Annotated in this window: 13 protein-coding genes; 12 read left to right on the forward strand and 1 reads right to left on the reverse strand. The window is 34.9% G+C overall.

Features of this window, described 5'->3' with window-relative positions; translation table 11 throughout:
* Positions 1–166 precede the first annotated feature (166 nt).
* The 11 genes from MHH69_RS03835 (at position 167) to MHH69_RS03885 (ending at position 15,510) form a co-directional block, all read left to right on the forward strand.
* Positions 167–1,276: a glycoside hydrolase family 88/105 protein gene (locus MHH69_RS03835; protein WP_122971435.1), complete on the forward strand. Its 1,110-nt coding sequence runs from the start codon at positions 167–169 to the stop codon at positions 1,274–1,276.
* A 475-nt stretch (positions 1,277–1,751) separates the two neighbouring features.
* Positions 1,752–3,551 (forward strand): sensor histidine kinase, encoded by a 1,800-nt coding sequence (locus MHH69_RS03840; protein ID WP_341361776.1) that lies wholly within the window; start codon positions 1,752–1,754, stop codon positions 3,549–3,551.
* Entirely contained in the window at positions 3,544–5,091 is a 1,548-nt protein-coding gene (locus tag MHH69_RS03845; protein WP_341361777.1) for a response regulator, read from the forward strand. The genes MHH69_RS03840 and MHH69_RS03845 overlap by 8 nt, the downstream gene beginning before the upstream one ends.
* Positions 5,092–5,847: 756 nt before the next feature.
* On the forward strand, positions 5,848–6,693 hold the full coding sequence (locus MHH69_RS03850; RefSeq protein ID WP_122971440.1) for a sugar phosphate isomerase/epimerase family protein: 846 nt from the start codon (positions 5,848–5,850) through the stop codon (positions 6,691–6,693).
* A gap of 48 nt (positions 6,694–6,741) precedes the next feature.
* On the forward strand, positions 6,742–8,145 hold the full coding sequence (gene uxaC / locus MHH69_RS03855; protein ID WP_341361778.1) for a glucuronate isomerase: 1,404 nt from the start codon (positions 6,742–6,744) through the stop codon (positions 8,143–8,145).
* A 159-nt stretch (positions 8,146–8,304) separates the two neighbouring features.
* Positions 8,305–9,774 (forward strand): tagaturonate reductase, encoded by a 1,470-nt coding sequence (locus MHH69_RS03860; RefSeq protein WP_341361779.1) that lies wholly within the window; start codon positions 8,305–8,307, stop codon positions 9,772–9,774.
* A gap of 15 nt (positions 9,775–9,789) precedes the next feature.
* Entirely contained in the window at positions 9,790–11,277 is a 1,488-nt protein-coding gene (locus tag MHH69_RS03865; protein WP_341361780.1) for a UxaA family hydrolase, read from the forward strand.
* A gap of 76 nt (positions 11,278–11,353) precedes the next feature.
* Complete coding sequence (locus tag MHH69_RS03870) at positions 11,354–12,517, forward strand: oligogalacturonate lyase family protein (RefSeq protein ID WP_341361781.1); 1,164 nt, start codon at positions 11,354–11,356, stop codon at positions 12,515–12,517.
* A gap of 14 nt (positions 12,518–12,531) precedes the next feature.
* Positions 12,532–12,861, forward strand: coding sequence for a cupin domain-containing protein (locus MHH69_RS03875; RefSeq protein ID WP_122971445.1), 330 nt, complete (start codon positions 12,532–12,534; stop codon positions 12,859–12,861).
* Between the two features lie 22 nt (positions 12,862–12,883).
* Entirely contained in the window at positions 12,884–14,212 is a 1,329-nt protein-coding gene (locus tag MHH69_RS03880; protein ID WP_341361782.1) for a pectate lyase family protein, read from the forward strand.
* A gap of 200 nt (positions 14,213–14,412) precedes the next feature.
* Positions 14,413–15,510 (forward strand): ABC transporter ATP-binding protein, encoded by a 1,098-nt coding sequence (locus MHH69_RS03885; protein WP_122971446.1) that lies wholly within the window; start codon positions 14,413–14,415, stop codon positions 15,508–15,510.
* A 363-nt stretch (positions 15,511–15,873) separates the two neighbouring features.
* On the opposite strand, the gene MHH69_RS03890 is transcribed toward MHH69_RS03885, so the two are convergent.
* Complete coding sequence (locus tag MHH69_RS03890) at positions 15,874–16,404, reverse strand: DUF2529 family protein (RefSeq protein ID WP_341361783.1); 531 nt, start codon at positions 16,402–16,404, stop codon at positions 15,874–15,876.
* A gap of 191 nt (positions 16,405–16,595) precedes the next feature.
* Here MHH69_RS03890 and MHH69_RS03895 point away from each other — a divergent pair, with 191 nt between their 5' ends.
* A complete protein-coding gene (locus tag MHH69_RS03895) occupies positions 16,596–16,955 on the forward strand; it encodes a response regulator (RefSeq protein ID WP_122971448.1) in 360 nt (119 codons plus the stop codon).
* Positions 16,956–16,969 lie beyond the last annotated feature (14 nt).

Genomic DNA, 16,969 nt, shown 5'->3' on the forward strand with positions numbered 1-16,969 from the left:
GTTCATTCAGTAGAAAATATCTCTACTGGATGAATTTTTTGAAAGATTTAAGTAATACATTTATATCCATTTGTTTTTCACTATTGATAATGGAAGAAGCCTGTAACAATCAGCCTAATTCAAATCAATTTAGGTGAAATCACTTTCAAGAAAAGGAGAATGAACAATGGGAGAGACAACGAATACAATCGCTACAAAAACGCCATTGGTGATGGCGGAAAAGGCATGCCAAGCTTTAATGAAAACATTTCATCCTGAAGAACTGCCTCCCGCTAAATCCTTTCACTATCATCAAGGTGTTTTTCTATATGGAATGTACAGAGTTTATCAAGAAACGGGTAAAAGGGAATATTTCGACTATATTAAAGGCTATTTTGATTGTTTAATTGATGAGTATGGAAATTTATGCTTCGCAAGAGATGAGCTTGACTCAACGATGGCGGGAATTTTGTTGTTTCCATTATATGAAGAAACAAAAGATCCAAGGTATATGATTGCCGCTAAGCGATTAAGGAGTGCGTTAGATACGCTAAATAGAACGTCAGAAAATGGCTTCTGGCATAAAGAGAAATATCCATATCAAATGTGGTTAGACGGACTCTTCATGGGCGGACCATTCATGGTACTTTATAGCCAGCATTTCCATGAGGAAGAATTAATTCAAACCGTTCTTTTACAAGAAAAATTAATGAGAAAACATATGACAGACGACAAAACGGGTTTGCTCTACCATGCGTGGGATGAAAAGAAAGTTCAGCCATGGGCGAATGCTGAAACAGGATGTTCACCAGAATTTTGGGGGCGTTCTCTCGGATGGTATGGTACGGCATTGATTGACTTGTTAGAGTTTTTAGGGGATCGAAAACGAGGACAAGAGCAATTAATTTCATCTCTTCAAAACTTCATTCCAGCAATTGCTAACTTCCAAGATGACAAAACGGGTTTATGGTATCAGATTGTCGATAAAGGTAGTTTAGAAGATAATTGGCTAGAATCCTCTTGTTCTGCCTTGTTTCTTTATTTCATATCGAAGGCAATTGAGCATGGTTTAGTCGATGATTCCTATCGTGGAGTAGCGGATAAAGCTTATAAAGGATTGTTAGAGCATATGGTAGAAGAAAAAGATTCAACACTTATATTAAGTGGAATTTGTATCGGTACTTCAGCTGGAGTATATGACTACTATGTGGATCGCCCAACATCTGAAAATGATTTACATGGTATGGGTGCGTTTATTTTAGGAAGTATGGCGTATTATGATCTTATAAAAGAATAACTGAATTGAAGAGATGACAGGTTAGTCAGGTAGTTTTAGACTAACGGAAACCCATAATATTATTCGAGGAAATGCTATTCGTCAAATGGAATCTAATTAGTTATAATAATTTCTCTGTGAAAATAGATAACCCTTGGAGCAATGATTGGATTGTTAATTCAATAACAGCGCAATTTGTTAAAAGGAAGACTTATATAAATGATTTTTGATTTTATTGGGGGATCTTACAAGGATCCAATTACAATAACATGGAATTTGGCCAAAGCATTCGATGTGATATCACAACGAGTGCTTTTTTCTTTCCTTTGTGTACCGTTGGAAAACTGCCAATACCAATAACAGAAGGCATACTAAGAAGAACGCTTAGATTGGCAGATAGGGTTGTTAAGTATAGTGAAAATTTAGTATATTTAGAATAAAGAAATAGATTAACCGCTTACATCATTGTTTAGATAGAAGAGAAGGGGGTGAACTGATGACAAAAATAAAGAACTTATTTCAGAAATATTTCCTATACTCCATTAAATCAACGATTAACACTCTCTATTTACCTATCATTATTATTTTTATATCCATTTCCGGATGGGTGTCTTCGATGCTTGCAACAGCACAAATTGAAGAAAATGCATATAAAAATGTCAATGATACAATTTTTCAAACAAAAAATTATTTAGACTATATGCTTTCAGATGTTTTTCAACAATTAGTATCTGTTTCGAGTAACCCGAGAATATTAAATTTAGTTGGAACTGAGAGAGCAGAAATTAAACCAGAGTATTACGTGGAAATTGATAAGAGTTTGCAACATGTATATTCCCGATATAACGTCATCATTGAATCCGTCCTCATTGATCTAAACCAAGGGGAGTTTTCCCTTTATCACAGTGATTATAATTCGAATCCATCCATTTCGTATGAGGATTATTTTAATCTATATGAAGGAAGCAAAGAAGGATTTTATTGGAGAAATATGCATCAAGATGAAATTTTTAATACAAATGATCAAGTAATTTCTTTATTTAGATTAATCGAGAGGGGCCCCTCGTCTGATAGAGGAATTATCCTATTTAATCTTCGAGATGATTACTTTGAACAAGTGTTGAACAAATCGTTAATTGGAGAAAATGGCTATTTAACACTTATTAGCCCCAATGGAAAATATGAATCGAAAAACGTTAAATCAGAATATCAGTTAGATGACAAAACGCTTCATTCACTTCAACATACTGAAGATGAAAGCGGAGAATTCTCATATGAAAGCGTTGCCGGAGAAGATATGATTGTAATCTATGACACTATCGAGGCAAATAAGTGGAAATTGGCGGCTGTTGTTCCTGAAAGTGAAATATTAAATAAAGTAAATTACATAAAACATGCTACTGTTTTTTTCATATTAGTAATGATTGTTAGTGCGATTTTTTTAACTTCCTTAGTTGGAAAATATATCTCAAAACCATTTGAAAAAATGGCAAAGCAAATGCGTACGATTAAAAGGGAAAGTCTTGCTTTATATGATGAATCGTCTGGTCCAGAAGAAATGAAAATACTTCATAACGGGTTTAAAGAGTTACTTTTACGAACGCAAACATTGATGGAACAAATTCAGTTAGAACAGGAGGAGAAAAGGCAATTAGAATTTGCGATTATGCATGCGCAAATTAATCCTCACTTTCTTTATAATACACTTTATTCGATAAAAGGATTATGTGATATGGGATTAAATAAGGATGCAAGCCGAATGATCAGTGCCCTCTCAAGCTTCTTTCGTATAGGAATTAGCAAGGGAAAGGAGATTATTCCGATTAAAGATGAGATTGAACATATTGAGCATTATTTATTCATCCAGGAAATGCGGTATGGAGATGACTTCTCCTACGAAATTAACATTGAAGAAGATATTTTATCCTATAACATTATTAAACTTTCATTACAGCCATTAATTGAAAACGCCATTTATCATGGAGTAAAGCAGAGAAGAGGTCAAGGGAGGATTACGATAAAAGGCTATCAGACAGGAGATACGATTCACCTAGAGGTGGCTGATAATGGGAATGGCATTGAAGAAGAAAAATTAGTAGAGATTTTAAAAGAAATGGAAGCTTCTTTTCAAGAGAAAAAGAGTTTTATTGGGATTGGGTTAAAAAGTGTAAATGAGCGAATTAAAATTCACTTTGGAAAAGAATATGGTTTGCATATATCAAGTAAATTAGGTCAAGGCACAGTGGTGAGCATTCTGATTCCCAAAACAAAGGGGGAGATTAACGGAAATGTATAAAGTGATTGTTGTCGAAGATGATCGCATTATTCGTCGTGGGATTTGTCAGTCAATTAATTGGGATGAACATGGATTTGTTGTTGCAGGGGAAGCGGGAGATGGTGAGGTGGCACTCGGACTAATTGAAAAAGAACAACCCCAAGTCGTCATCTCAGATATAAATATGCCCTTTATGGACGGGTTAGAAATGGCAAAAAAAATAAGAGAAATTAGTCCGGAAACGAGAATTATTTTTCTAACAGGCTTCGAAGATTTTAAATATGCTCAACAAGCAGTGAAACTAAAAGCATACGATTATTTATTAAAGCCAGTGGACTCAGAGCAATTGCTACATAAAGCAAAAGAGGCAGCAGAAGATTGGGAACAGGAAAATAAAAAGGAAAAAAGAATTATGGAATCTTTGCCGTACCTTCAGCAGAAATTTTTTCAAGAGTTGATGAAGGGAGAAGGGGAGTGGATGGATATCGAAGAGGAATTAGCTGAGCTTGGGGTTGAATTAGAAGGACCCGAATTTGCAGCAGTACTGCTTCATTCTCCTATCGGATTTCATGATGAATGCAAACGAAAGATGACAGAGATAACTTCTTCCTTTTTTTCGCAAAGAAACTTTATTGCCATCCATATCGATCCTAATGAATTCGCCATTCTGTTATCTTTGGAAGACGAAAATGATGTAAGGAAGGGACAGCTTGTACAACAATTATTTGATTGTTGTCATTCCGTCAAACATTCTATAACAATTACACTTGGTAGAACCTATCCAAATTTATTTGAGCTGGGCAAATCATTGCTTGAATCACGTTTAGCAATGGATTTGAGACATATTATGGGAATAGGTAAAGTATTTTCTTTTGAAGATACCGTTTCAAGTAAGGAAGAAACGGAAAGTCGTTTAAAAGAATTGGAATTTGAATTAGAAAATCATATTAAGTTAGGAATACCTGAAAAGGTAAGTGAAACGCTTCATCAATTAAATGAAGCAATTATAGAAAAAAAATCCGTGCCGTTAACTGAATTAAAAATTATCGCATTAAAGTTTAGTACGATGCTCTTTTTTGAAGTTGAAAAGTGGAAAAAAGAGGAGATTAAAAGTTTTAGTTCATCGGATGTTTATCAAAATATTATAAAAATGGAAACCTTATCGGAAATGATGGGAATTTTAAACCGACTTATTCAACAATGGTCTGATGAAATGAATAAAAAAGAAGACAAGAATCATTTTAGCCATGTTGATCAGGCAATTATGTACATGAAAGAACACTTCCAAGATAGCACCTTAACATTAAAAAAAGTAGCTGAATTTATCCATGTTAGTGCTCCGTATTTAAGCAATCTATTTAAACTGGAAAAAGGAATCAATTTTGGAGATTTCCTATTGGAGATACGGATGAAGAAGGCGATGGAAGAATTGCGTAATGGTGATAAGAAAACCTATGAAGTTTGTGAAAAAGTTGGCTATAATAATCCCCAATATTTTAGTATTTGTTTTAAAAAATATACTGGTTATACACCTGCCGAGTACAAAAAGCAGTTTAAATAAAATCAACGGATATAAATTAAAGGGCATGCCCCAACTTAACATTTGTTGAGTTATAAGGGGTCTGTTCTTTTTTCTCTTTTTAGTAGTTTGTAAGGATGATTCGAAGGGTCGCAAAACACTTCATATCCTTTTATGGTCCTCGTTCTATTTTAGAAACTTTTCTACGATTGCATCTCCGCAAAAATTTAAAAATCTTTCCCCATATTCCTTTGTAAGTTTTTCCATACATGTATAAAAATCTTAAGATAATGGTTTAAGATTTTAAGATGTTTGTTAAATCAAATTGTAATCCCTTTCATGGATTTATATACTCAACGTATAAGTTTGTATATTCTAAAAATTCTTAATTAATTGCCGCGTTTGGGGTGACATGATGAAAAAATGACTATACTCCCAGCAGGCGGATTTGGATCCTGATTTTGTGAAGGCAGTAAGGGGACCACTTCTCGAATGGAGGGATATTCAAAATGGAAACTCGTTAGGCAAATCATCCAGAGGAAATGAAAAGATATAACACAGATGAGATTGAATCATTTTGGGCAATGTGTGGGGAAAACATCACCTATACAGACATGGATCACGTAAAAATGGAGGATTTAAGATAAATAAAAACTAGATTACTGAACAAGGGAAACCTTTCTTGAATCTAAACAGCTTTTCTAATAATAAATTACGACTAGTGAGATAAACAATTTTAAAAGGGTTTGGTTCAAGGTTAAGGGACAGATTCTTTTTTAGAATAGGAGGAGAGAGAAGGTGAGCCTAAATATTGGAATCAGAGCTCATGATATTGACAACCTTCCATTAGAAGAATTAGTAAGTGTGATTGCTAGTAAAGGATTAACCGCTGTTCAATTGGCACTAGGGAAATCATTTAGGGAGATGAATACTTCATTAGGTAGTTTGAGTCCTGGTTTTGCCCATCATATTGGAAGCGTTTTTAAACAAAAAGGGATTCAAATTGCCATTTTAGGCTGTTATATTAACATGATTCACCCAGACTGTCATGTAAGAAGAAAGGAACTTGAACGATTCAAGGAGCATATTCGATTTGCGAGAGATTTTGGCTGCAGCATTGTAGGAACGGAGACGGGAAATGTTAATCCAGACATCGTGTATACAGAGGAAAATTTTAAGGAACAACCATTTTATGAAGTAGTCGAAAGTGTTAAAGAACTTGTGGAAGAGGCAGAGAAATTTGGCGTGATTGTAGGAATAGAAGGGGGAATTAATCATCCGATTCATACACCACAGCGAATGAAACGGTTACTTGAAGAAATTCCTTCCAATCATCTACAAGTCATCTATGATCCTGCTAATTTTATTTCAATGGATAATTACGAACATCAAGAAGAGGTTATTCAAGAAGCAATCGAGCTGTTTGGAGACAAGATTGTCGCCCTTCATGCAAAGGATTTTATTATTGAAAATAATTGGGTCAAAATCGTACCAGTAGGGCAAGGTTTGTTAAATTATGAGGTTATTTTTAAAAGTATAAAACAGAAAAAACCCTTTCTAAATGTTTTGATGGAAGGGACAAGAGAACCTTATATCGATGGCAGTATGAAGTATTTAAAGGAAAAATATTCCAACATAAAATGAATAGAACAAATATATTCCCTTTAATAAATCGAAAAGGCTGGTGTTTATATGCGAAATTTCATGGATGAAAATTTTTTACTAAATAATGAAACCTCCGTTACTTTATATAACGACTATGCAAAGAATATGCCTATTATTGACTATCATTGCCATTTAAGTCCTAAAGAAATTTATGAGAATAAAAAATTCAAAAATATTACAGAAATCTGGTTATATGGTGACCATTATAAATGGCGATTAATGCGAGCAAATGGCATTGAGGAAGAGTATATTACGGGCAAAGCTAGTGATTACGATAAGTTTCTGGCATGGGCTAGAACCCTTCCGATGACAATTGGAAATCCAGTATTTAACTGGACTCACTTAGAACTTCAAAGATTTTTTGGAATAAATGAGCTTTTAAACGAAGAAACTGCCCCCGCTATTTGGGAAAAGGTAAATAGGTTATTAAATAGTGATGGTTTCCGCGCCAGGGATTTTATTAAAAAATCAAATGTGCGGGTCGTATGTACGACAGATGATCCTGTTGATAGTTTAGAGTATCATCTGCGTTTGCAAGAAGAAAGTGACTTTGATGTAAAAGTCTTACCTAGTTTCCGCCCGGATAAAGGACTTGAAATTAACCGTGACGGGTATCTAAATTGGGTGAAAACACTGGAAGGAATTTCAGCAATCCAAATTAAAAGTTATGGAGACTTCCTCCAAGCCCTTGAGTCAAGAGTTCGATCTTTCCATTCAGTAGGTGGTAGAGTTTCAGATCATGCAATCGATACGATGATGTATGCAGACACAACGTTAGAGGAAGTGCAACGGATTTTCGAAGAGGCTTTACAAGGTAAAAAAGTTTCCACTGAAGATGAAAAGAAATATAAAAGTTATACTTTAAGATTTTTAGGTAAGTTATATGCTGAATTAGGCTGGGCAATGCAGTTCCACATTAATGCCTTACGAAATAATAACGAAAGAATGTTTACAGTTTTAGGTCCGGACACAGGCTATGATTCCATTAATGATGAAGAAATCGCAAAACCATTGATACAGCTGTTAAATTCAATGGAGAAAGAAAATGCTCTGCCGAAAACAATTATTTATTCTCTAAATCCGAAAGATAATAACGTGATTTCCGCTGTAATTGGAAGCTTTCAAGGGGGAGGCATTCCTGGGAAAATCCAGTTCGGTACAGCTTGGTGGTTTAACGATAATAAGATAGGAATGCTTGAGCAAATGCAATCCTTAGCGAACATGGGTCTCTTTAGCCGTTTTATCGGTATGTTAACTGACTCCCGTAGTTTCTTATCCTATACACGACACGAATATTTTAGAAGATTAATCTGTTATCTAATTGGTGAGTGGGTAGAGCAGGGAGAAGTTCCAAATGATCCTGAATTCTTAGGGAAAATCGTTCAAGGAATTTCTTATTATAATGCAAAAGAATATTTTCAATTTGATTAAAGAGTAACGGAGACTATGAGCTAATAGGGATTGTAGACACGGATTAGTAGGAGAAAATCTAATTTCCCTAAGACAAGATTAATTGTTTAATAATGTGTCCCATTGTCTTAAAGTTCATCTATGCATTGTAAAAAGTGTTGATTTATGAGGAGAATATTCATGGAAAAATTAAACAAACAATTTGTAAAAAATTATCAAAAACGTCCGGAGAAAGTTTTGCAATTCGGGCAAGGTAATTTTTTAAGAGCCTTTATTGATTGGCAAATTGATGTGCTTAACGAGAATACAGACTTTAATGGCAGTGTGGTAGTCGTTCAGCCGCGCGGACAAGGAGCGGTTGAAAAGTTAAATGAACAGGATGGATTATTTACTCTTTATTTACAAGGGATAAAAGAAGGAAAACCTGTCAAAGAACATTCGACGATAAGTTGTATTAGCCGAGGTTTAAATCTTTTTAAACAATACGATGAGTATATGCAACTAGCCCATAATCCCAATCTTAGGTTTATTTTTTCTAATACAACAGAAGCAGGGATTGTCTTTAACGAAAATGATCAATTAACAGATCGACCTCAAACGAGTTTTCCAGCTAAACTAACTTCTTTTTTGTATGAACGTTATCAAGCATTTGAAGGCAAAGAGGATAGAGGTTTGATTATTATACCTTGTGAACTAATAGAGCGTAATGGGGATAAATTAAAGGAATTGGTTTTACGATATGGAGAGTTATGGAAATTAGGACGGGGATTTTTGGATTGGATTGATGGAGCAAATACATTCTGTAATACACTTGTTGACCGAATTGTTCCGGGGTTCCCTACGGAATCAATCGATGAAATCACAGCAGAGCTTGGCTATATAGACGAGTTTGTCGTTGTTGGTGAGCAATTCCACCTATTTGTTATTGAAGGACCACAATGGATTCGTGAAGAATTTCCGGTTCATCTGGCAGGATTGAACACTTTCTTTGTCGATGATATAACTCCGTACAGAACAAGGAAGGTACGAATCTTAAACGGTGCTCATACAGCGATGGCTCCTGTTTCTTATTTATACGGTCTCAACACAGTAGGTGAGGCAATTGAACATGAAATCATTGGTAAATTCGTAAAAGAGATAATTTATGATGAAATCATTCCAACATTGGATTTTCCTATAAATGAAAGTCGATCTTTTGCAGAAGAAGTGATTGAGAGATTTAAGAATCCGTATATGCAGCATTTCTTATTAAGTATTTCATTAAATTCAACATCTAAATTTAAAACTAGAGATTTACCTACCTTGCTGGAATATGTAAATCGTAAAAATTCATTACCGAAGAAACTAGTATTCTCACTAGCTGCGTTGATTTCCTTTTATAAGGGAAAAAGCGGTGATGAAAAGATTGAACTGTCCGACGACCACGAAGTACTTGAATTGTTTAAGACACAATGGAATGAAGTTGATGGCAGTCTAGAGAGTATTAGAGGAATTGTCACAAGTGTGTTAAGTTGCAAAAAAATCTGGGATATGGATTTAAACGTTATACCGGAATTAACAGACGAAGTGACGAAAAATTTATATGAAATTGAAACAAAAGGAATGAAACAGGCCGTTGAAACGTTATTGGAGCAAAAGGCGGCCAATTAATTAGGGGGAATATTCATGTTGGATTTCATCCAATTACATGATCACGATAATGTGATTGTAGCACTTAAAGATTTACCAAAAGGGCAATCATTGATAATGAATGAGCAAACGATCGTACTAAAGGATGAGATTAAAAGAGGACATAAAATAGCAATCAAAGATTTTTCTGTTAATGAACATGTCATTAAGTACGGGTACCCAATTGGCCACGCAATTAAAACAATTTCGGTGGGGGAACATATTCATACCCATAATATTAAAACGAATTTGGACGGAATTCAGGAATATCAATTCCATCAAAAGTTAAACCGTAATCCTTATAAAAATAAAAACCTTACGTTTAATGGTTACAAAAGAAAAAATGGAAATGTAGGGATTCGAAACGAACTTTGGATAGTGCCAACTGTTGGTTGTGTAAATGGGATTGCGGAACGAATGTTGAAACTTTTTGAAAAGGAAGTAGGTGATATTTACCCGTTTGAAAACGTTCTCGTATTAAAACACAATTATGGATGTTCTCAATTAGGAGACGATCATGAAAATACTAGAAAAATATTAAGAGATGCGGTGCTCCATCCAAATGCCGGTGGTGTCCTTGTTTTAGGATTAGGTTGTGAAAACAACAACTTATATGAATTTAAGCAAACTCTTGGAGAATTTGATGAAGAGCGTATAAAGTTTTTAGTTTCTCAAGAAGTGACCGACGAAATTGAAGCAGGTGTGGAATTACTAAAAGAAATTTATGCAGCTGCTAAAAACGATAAACGTGAACCCGTACCATTATCTGAATTAAAGGTTGGGTTGAAGTGTGGGGGATCTGATGGTTTTTCAGGAATCACGGCAAATCCATTGCTGGGTAGATTTTCAGATTTCCTTGTTGCTCAAGGAGGTACGACAGTACTGACAGAGGTTCCAGAAATGTTTGGAGCTGAAACAATCCTAATGGAGCGTGCTGTGAATTCAGAAGTTTTTGAAAAGACGGTTGAGCTAATTAATGAATTTAAAGAGTACTTTATAGAAAATAAACAACCAATCTATGAAAATCCTTCTCCAGGAAATAAGGATGGTGGAATTTCAACATTGGAGGATAAATCTTTAGGTTGTACACAGAAGGCAGGAACATCAATGGTAACAGATGTTCTAAAATATGGAGAAATTCTTAGAGAAAAAGGGTTGAATTTGTTGAGTGCACCTGGGAATGACTTGGTTGCATCTTCTGCTCTAGCTGCAGCTGGATGTCAATTAGTACTATTCACGACAGGGCGGGGAACCCCATTTGGATCCTTTGTGCCAACAATGAAAATTTCAACAAATACCCCATTGTATGAAACAAAGCCCCACTGGATTGATTTTAATGCTGGTGTACTTTTAGAGAAGGAATCCGATGTCGTGTTGAACGATTTTATCGACTATATTATACAAGTTGCTAGTGGAGAACTTGTGAATAATGAGAAAAATGATTTTAGGGAGATTGCGATTTTTAAGACGGGAGTTACTTTATAAATAGATGTTAGTGTATGACGTGTATTTCTCAAAAAAGCCTATTCAACTTTATCCTTAATTGGGAGGAGGAAGATATATGATTGGCAAGGAGTTTCCTTCAGAATTCAAAGAGTATATAGATGAGAAAACGGGTAATGTTGTCAAACAGCTAACATCTAATGGTTCTAATAATTTCCACTTTTACTTTACCGATAATTCTTTTTGTACAGGAGATCAAGATATTTATTTTTTATCGGACCGTTCTTCTAAAAGATCAGAAATTTATAATCTTTTTAAAATGAATTTAGCTACCGGTAGGATTTTACAGCTAACAGATGAGCCCAAGGGAATTACTCCAAGCTTTCATACGAAAACTCCTGACGGTGACATTGTCGTTTATGTAACGGGAAGGTTATTAAAGAAATTAGAAATATCAACATTCCAAACTACTGTACTCTATGAGGAAAAGCCGGGGATAGATTTAGGCCACCCGCATATTTCTGCGGATAAAAAATATATCGGTATGGCTCGGAATGAATTTGTTCCAATCGAAAGAGGAGCCAATTATAGAGGATTTAAAGAAACGATGTATGCGACGAAAAAGGGTTGGATAACGTTAATCAGCATGGATGGAAAAGAGGTTTTTGATGTTTTCGAAGATACCCACTGGCTAGGGCACTTTCAGTTTTCACCGATAAATAGCAGCTTGGCAACCTTTTGCCATGAAGGACCATGGAATCTTGTTCACCAACGAATTTGGCTATTGGATATTCGTTCGCGTTCCCCGCAGCCTTTATTTAGGCAAGGAGAGGACGATTGTATTGGCCACGAGTTTTGGACTAGTGATGGGAAAATCTTTTTTGATAACCGTCGAAAAGGCCATGACGGAACAATAACTGTTCATAGAACACAAGCAACTATTCAAAAATCACATACGTCAGGGCAAATTCCATTTGTAGGATTAGCCGATGAAGAGGGGAACTTAATCCGTCAAATTGATCTACCTTTTTATTGCAATCACTATCATAGCAATTTTAACAATACAGTATTAGTCGGAGATGAAGTAGAGGATTTAGTGTTAATTGATATATCGGGAGAGAAGGCTACGATTCAAACGTTATGTTCTCACAAAACGAGCTGGATTACTCAACAAACCCATTGTCATCCAACCTTTAGCTGGAATAATGATAAGATTTTGTTTACATCCGACCGAGAAGGTCCTTGTAATCTTTATTTAATTGAACTACCAAAGCAAACGTAATGAGGGGGAGAGATATGTTTATTTTTGGTGATAAAATCAAAGCCGTCTCAACAGAAGAAGGGGTGGAACGAAAACTTTTAGGTTACGGAGGCAGTTTAATGATGACGGAAGTAACTTTCGAGAAAGACGCAGTTGGAAGCATCCATTCTCATCCTCATGAACAAGTGAGTTATATCTCACGAGGAAGCTTTGAGTTCAACCTGGACGGAGAAGTTCAAATTGTTAGACAGGGAGATAGTATTTACATTCCGTCGGGTACACGCCACGGAGTTAAAGCGCTAGAAGAAGATTCCACCATTTTAGATGTTTTTACCCCACAGCGGGAAGATTTTTTACAAAAATAAAATGAGAGGAAAAGGTGAATTTATGAAAAAAATGATTAGTACCATTCTAGCAGTATTGTTATTCAGTTTTGGGGTTATTTCCGTCTCGGCTTCATCCAATGACCTAGGAAAAGAAGTTTTACAACCAAAAGATGGATGGGCTTCTTTTGGAAACGGAACAACAGGTGGATCTAAAGCAGACGAAAATCATATTTTCACAGTTACAAATAAAAGCGAATTAATTGAAGCATTGGGTGGTGATAATAAATCAAACGGTAAGAATGATCAACCGAAGATCATCTATGTAGAAGGGACAATTGATTTTAATGTAGATGAAAATAATAATCCGATTGGACCGGAATACTATGCAGAGGGTACAGGGTATGATTTTGAAGAATATTTAAAGGCATACAATCCTGAAACGTGGGGTTATGAAAAGGAAGTAGAAGGTGAGCTTGAAGATGCACGCGCTAAGGCTCAGAAAAAGCAAAAAGAACAAATTGTAATCAATATTGGTTCGAATACGACCATAATAGGAATTGGCAATGATGCTAAAATCATTGGGGGTAGTTTGAATATGAGCGGAGTAGAGAATATCATTATCCGCAACATTGAGTTTGAAGCTCCGCGTGATTTCTTCCCACAATGGGACCCGACGGACGGAGATTATGGTGAGTGGAATTCTGAATACGATAATATTTCCATCACAAATAATACTGAAAATGTTTGGATTGACCATTGCACATTTACTGATGGTGAAAACACAGACTCCTCTTTTGGAAAATACTTTGGCCGTACTTACCAACAGCATGATGGATTATTGGACGTAACAAACGGTGCAAGTTATGTGACGATTTCGTATAACAAATTTGAAGACCATGATAAAGTGATGCTGATTGGGTCAAGTGACAGCAAAACGACTGATAGAGATAGATTAAAAGTAACCATTCACCACAATTATTTTAAGGATTTAACACAACGTTTACCAAGAGTGCGTTATGGTGAAGTTCATATCTACAATAACTATTATGAGTTTACGAATGACTCGGAATACTTATTCGATTATGCATTTGGGGTAGGGGCGGAATCGAAAATTTATGCTGAAAATAACTATTTTAACTTCGATTACAATGTAGATCCTTCTCATATTATTCGTTATTGGAAAGGAACTTCTATATATGAGGACGGTTCATTCGTAAATGGGAAAGGTAAAGGAAGCAAAGTAGATCTTGTTAAAGCACATAACGAAGGAAACGATGTACAACTAGATGAGAATGTTGGATGGAAGCCATCCTTGTACACAAAAATCCATCCAACACAGGCTATTCCTGCAATTGTAAAGGCAAAAGCCGGCGTAGGGAAAATAAACTGATATTTTTAAAAAAGACTTGTTTAATTTACAAGTCTTTTTTTATTCGAGTTGTAAAAATATAAAAATATTTAACAATTATCTAAAAATATTAAATTATAATTGAAAGCGTTTTCCGATAAAATGACAATAAGAATTGAGTAAAAATCAGTATGTGTTGGCAAACGATGAATAAAAAGTTTAGATTGTAGGAGGCTGAAAAAATGGCAGAGCTAAAATTAAATAATATTTATAAAATATACGACAATAAAGTAACAGCAGTAAGTGATTTTAACCTTCATATTCAAGATAAGGAATTCATTGTGTTTGTTGGCCCATCTGGTTGTGGGAAATCAACCACTTTACGAATGGTTGCCGGGCTTGAGGAAATTTCTAAAGGAGATTTCTTCATTGACGAACGCCGAGTAAACGATGTAGCCCCTAAAGATCGTGATATTGCTATGGTTTTCCAAAACTATGCACTATATCCTCATATGACAGTTTACGATAATATTGCCTTTGGGTTAAAACTTCGTAAAGTACCAAAGGATGAAATCGATCGACGTGTAAAAGAAGCAGCTAAAATTTTAGGTCTCGAAGATTACTTAAAACGTAAACCAAAAGCCCTTTCTGGTGGACAACGTCAGCGAGTTGCGTTAGGCCGTGCCATCGTTCGTGATGCAAAAGTGTTCTTAATGGACGAACCGTTATCAAATTTGGATGCAAAACTTCGTGTTCAAATGCGAGCTGAAATCGTTAAGCTTCACCGAAGATTAGGAACTACAACCATTTATGTAACGCATGATCAAACAGAAGCAATGACGATGGCAAGTCGGATTGTTGTGATGAAAGATGGGGTGATTCAACAGGTAGGAGCTCCTAAGTATATTTACGAAAATCCAGAGAATATTTTCGTAGGCGGATTTATAGGATCCCCTTCAATGAATTTCTTTAATGGAAAGATTTTAGACGGTGTTTTTTCTATGGGAAGTACAAACATTACGATTCCCGAAGGAAAAATGATGGTTCTTCGTGAGCAAGGATACGTTGGAAAAGAAGTGATTCTAGGGATTAGACCGGAAGATTTCCATGATGAACCAGTATTTATTGACTATGCTAAAGGGGCAACAGTTAAAATTGATATCGAATTAGCAGAACTTACTGGTGCGGATATGACAATTTATTCTACTATTGAAGGCCAAAATTTAGTAGCGACGATCGACCCACGTACAGAGGTCAAGCCTGGTGACAAGCTTGAAATTGCTTTTGATATGAATAAAGCTCATTTCTTTAATAAAGAGACAGAAATTAGAATTCGTTAGATAAACGAAATAGCTAGTATTATAAGGTAAACTAAAACTACCTAGTACAGTTCGCATTGAACTACAAGGTAGTTTTTTAATTTTCCATTTAATTTTTAATCTCTCAGTTAATAACAAATTTTATTTCATCTATTTACCTATTAATGAGTATATCCTCTTTGATGGAAAAGATGCAGTTTATTTCTACACCTTTTTTATATAAGATATCCCTTTTGTTTAAGTTTTGAACAATAAGTATAATAAATGATAGATAAATTTGTGTAATATTTAACCTATCTTTAATTTTCTATAGTAAGATAAAAATACCTAGAAAAATGATAGTAATCAATGTACTATAAAAACGTCAATGGCGAATGTTTAAACTTAGAGTTCATCATCAAAAATTATTTCATCATAGTTTAACTTAATAGCCTCATAAATAAATAAAGCTGCCATTAGGTGTGGGATTACAATTCGTTCACCAAGTTTGACTGGATGGGGTAATATTCCGCCACGTACTTTCGTTGACACATATGTGTATGCCAAGTTACTTAATTCATTATTATCGCTTTGTTGCTCAGGGGCAACGACAGCGAATGGTATAAATTCTTCGTATAACTCTTTTGCCAAGTTTAAAGCCTCTTGATCTTCACAACTTGCTGTGAAGATACATACACGATCTGCATCCGTAAGTGGTGTATCTGGAGTCCATTTTGATAGATTAGCAAATGGCTCTGTTTTTTCCAACGCTTTTATTTCAATGGGCTGTAATTCACCAAAGCATGCGAAATATACATTGCCTTGACCAACACTAGCTTGAGCAAGTAAACGTGCTGTTTCTTCTATTGCTTCTTCTTCACTTTGAATAATTCTTTGAAATAATCCACTCATTTGAGTAGAAAGTATTTTAGACATAGGTTTCACCTCTTTATGTATTATAAATATTTCGTTGCGAAATTGTAAAATCTTAAAGAATATAGCACGTCTTTTTAAAAGGTTTTTTAAAAAGTAAATCGAAATTTATGTTTAGGTGAAGTATGATAGGGAATGTAATTAAAGTAATGGAAATAATAATAAAATAATATCACGTTAAGGGGAAAGTTATAGTGAAAAAAATATTAATCGTTGATGATCAAAAAGGAATTCGTCTTCTGTTAAATGAAGTTTTCTCCAGGGAAGGATATAAAATATTTCAAGCTGCCAACGGATTGGAAGCGCTTAAAATAATGGCAAGTAACAACATAGATTGTGTTTTATTAGATATGAAAATTCCCGGAATGAATGGGATCGAAATATTACGAGAAATAAGAAAGAATAACTTAAATGTTCCTGTATTTATGATGACAGCATTTGATGATAATGAAATTATGGATGAAGCAAATGAATTAGGCGTGATGAAATACTTTACAAAACCATTTAATATTTTTGATATTAAAAATGAAGTAAATGAAGTGTTGAAAAAATAAAGATGGTTATTTTT

This window comes from Ureibacillus sp. FSL E2-3493 (assembly GCF_038077515.1).
Taxonomy (GTDB): domain Bacteria; phylum Bacillota; class Bacilli; order Bacillales_A; family Planococcaceae; genus Ureibacillus; species Ureibacillus halotolerans.

What these genes read in the sequence shown, in the direction of transcription:
- MHH69_RS03835 (WP_122971435.1), top strand. Translation starts at nt 167, where the DNA reads ATGGGAGAGACAACGAATACAATCGCTACAAAAACGCCATTGGTGATG.
- MHH69_RS03840 (WP_341361776.1), top strand. Translation starts at nt 1,752, where the DNA reads ATGACAAAAATAAAGAACTTATTTCAGAAATATTTCCTATACTCCATT.
- MHH69_RS03845 (WP_341361777.1), top strand. Translation starts at nt 3,544, where the DNA reads ATGTATAAAGTGATTGTTGTCGAAGATGATCGCATTATTCGTCGTGGG.
- uxaC (WP_341361778.1), top strand. Translation starts at nt 6,742, where the DNA reads ATGCGAAATTTCATGGATGAAAATTTTTTACTAAATAATGAAACCTCC.
- MHH69_RS03860 (WP_341361779.1), top strand. Translation starts at nt 8,305, where the DNA reads ATGGAAAAATTAAACAAACAATTTGTAAAAAATTATCAAAAACGTCCG.
- MHH69_RS03865 (WP_341361780.1), top strand. Translation starts at nt 9,790, where the DNA reads ATGTTGGATTTCATCCAATTACATGATCACGATAATGTGATTGTAGCA.
- MHH69_RS03870 (WP_341361781.1), top strand. Translation starts at nt 11,354, where the DNA reads ATGATTGGCAAGGAGTTTCCTTCAGAATTCAAAGAGTATATAGATGAG.
- MHH69_RS03875 (WP_122971445.1), top strand. Translation starts at nt 12,532, where the DNA reads ATGTTTATTTTTGGTGATAAAATCAAAGCCGTCTCAACAGAAGAAGGG.
- MHH69_RS03880 (WP_341361782.1), top strand. Translation starts at nt 12,884, where the DNA reads ATGAAAAAAATGATTAGTACCATTCTAGCAGTATTGTTATTCAGTTTT.
- MHH69_RS03885 (WP_122971446.1), top strand. Translation starts at nt 14,413, where the DNA reads ATGGCAGAGCTAAAATTAAATAATATTTATAAAATATACGACAATAAA.
- MHH69_RS03890 (WP_341361783.1), bottom strand. Translation starts at nt 16,404, where the DNA reads ATGTCTAAAATACTTTCTACTCAAATGAGTGGATTATTTCAAAGAATT.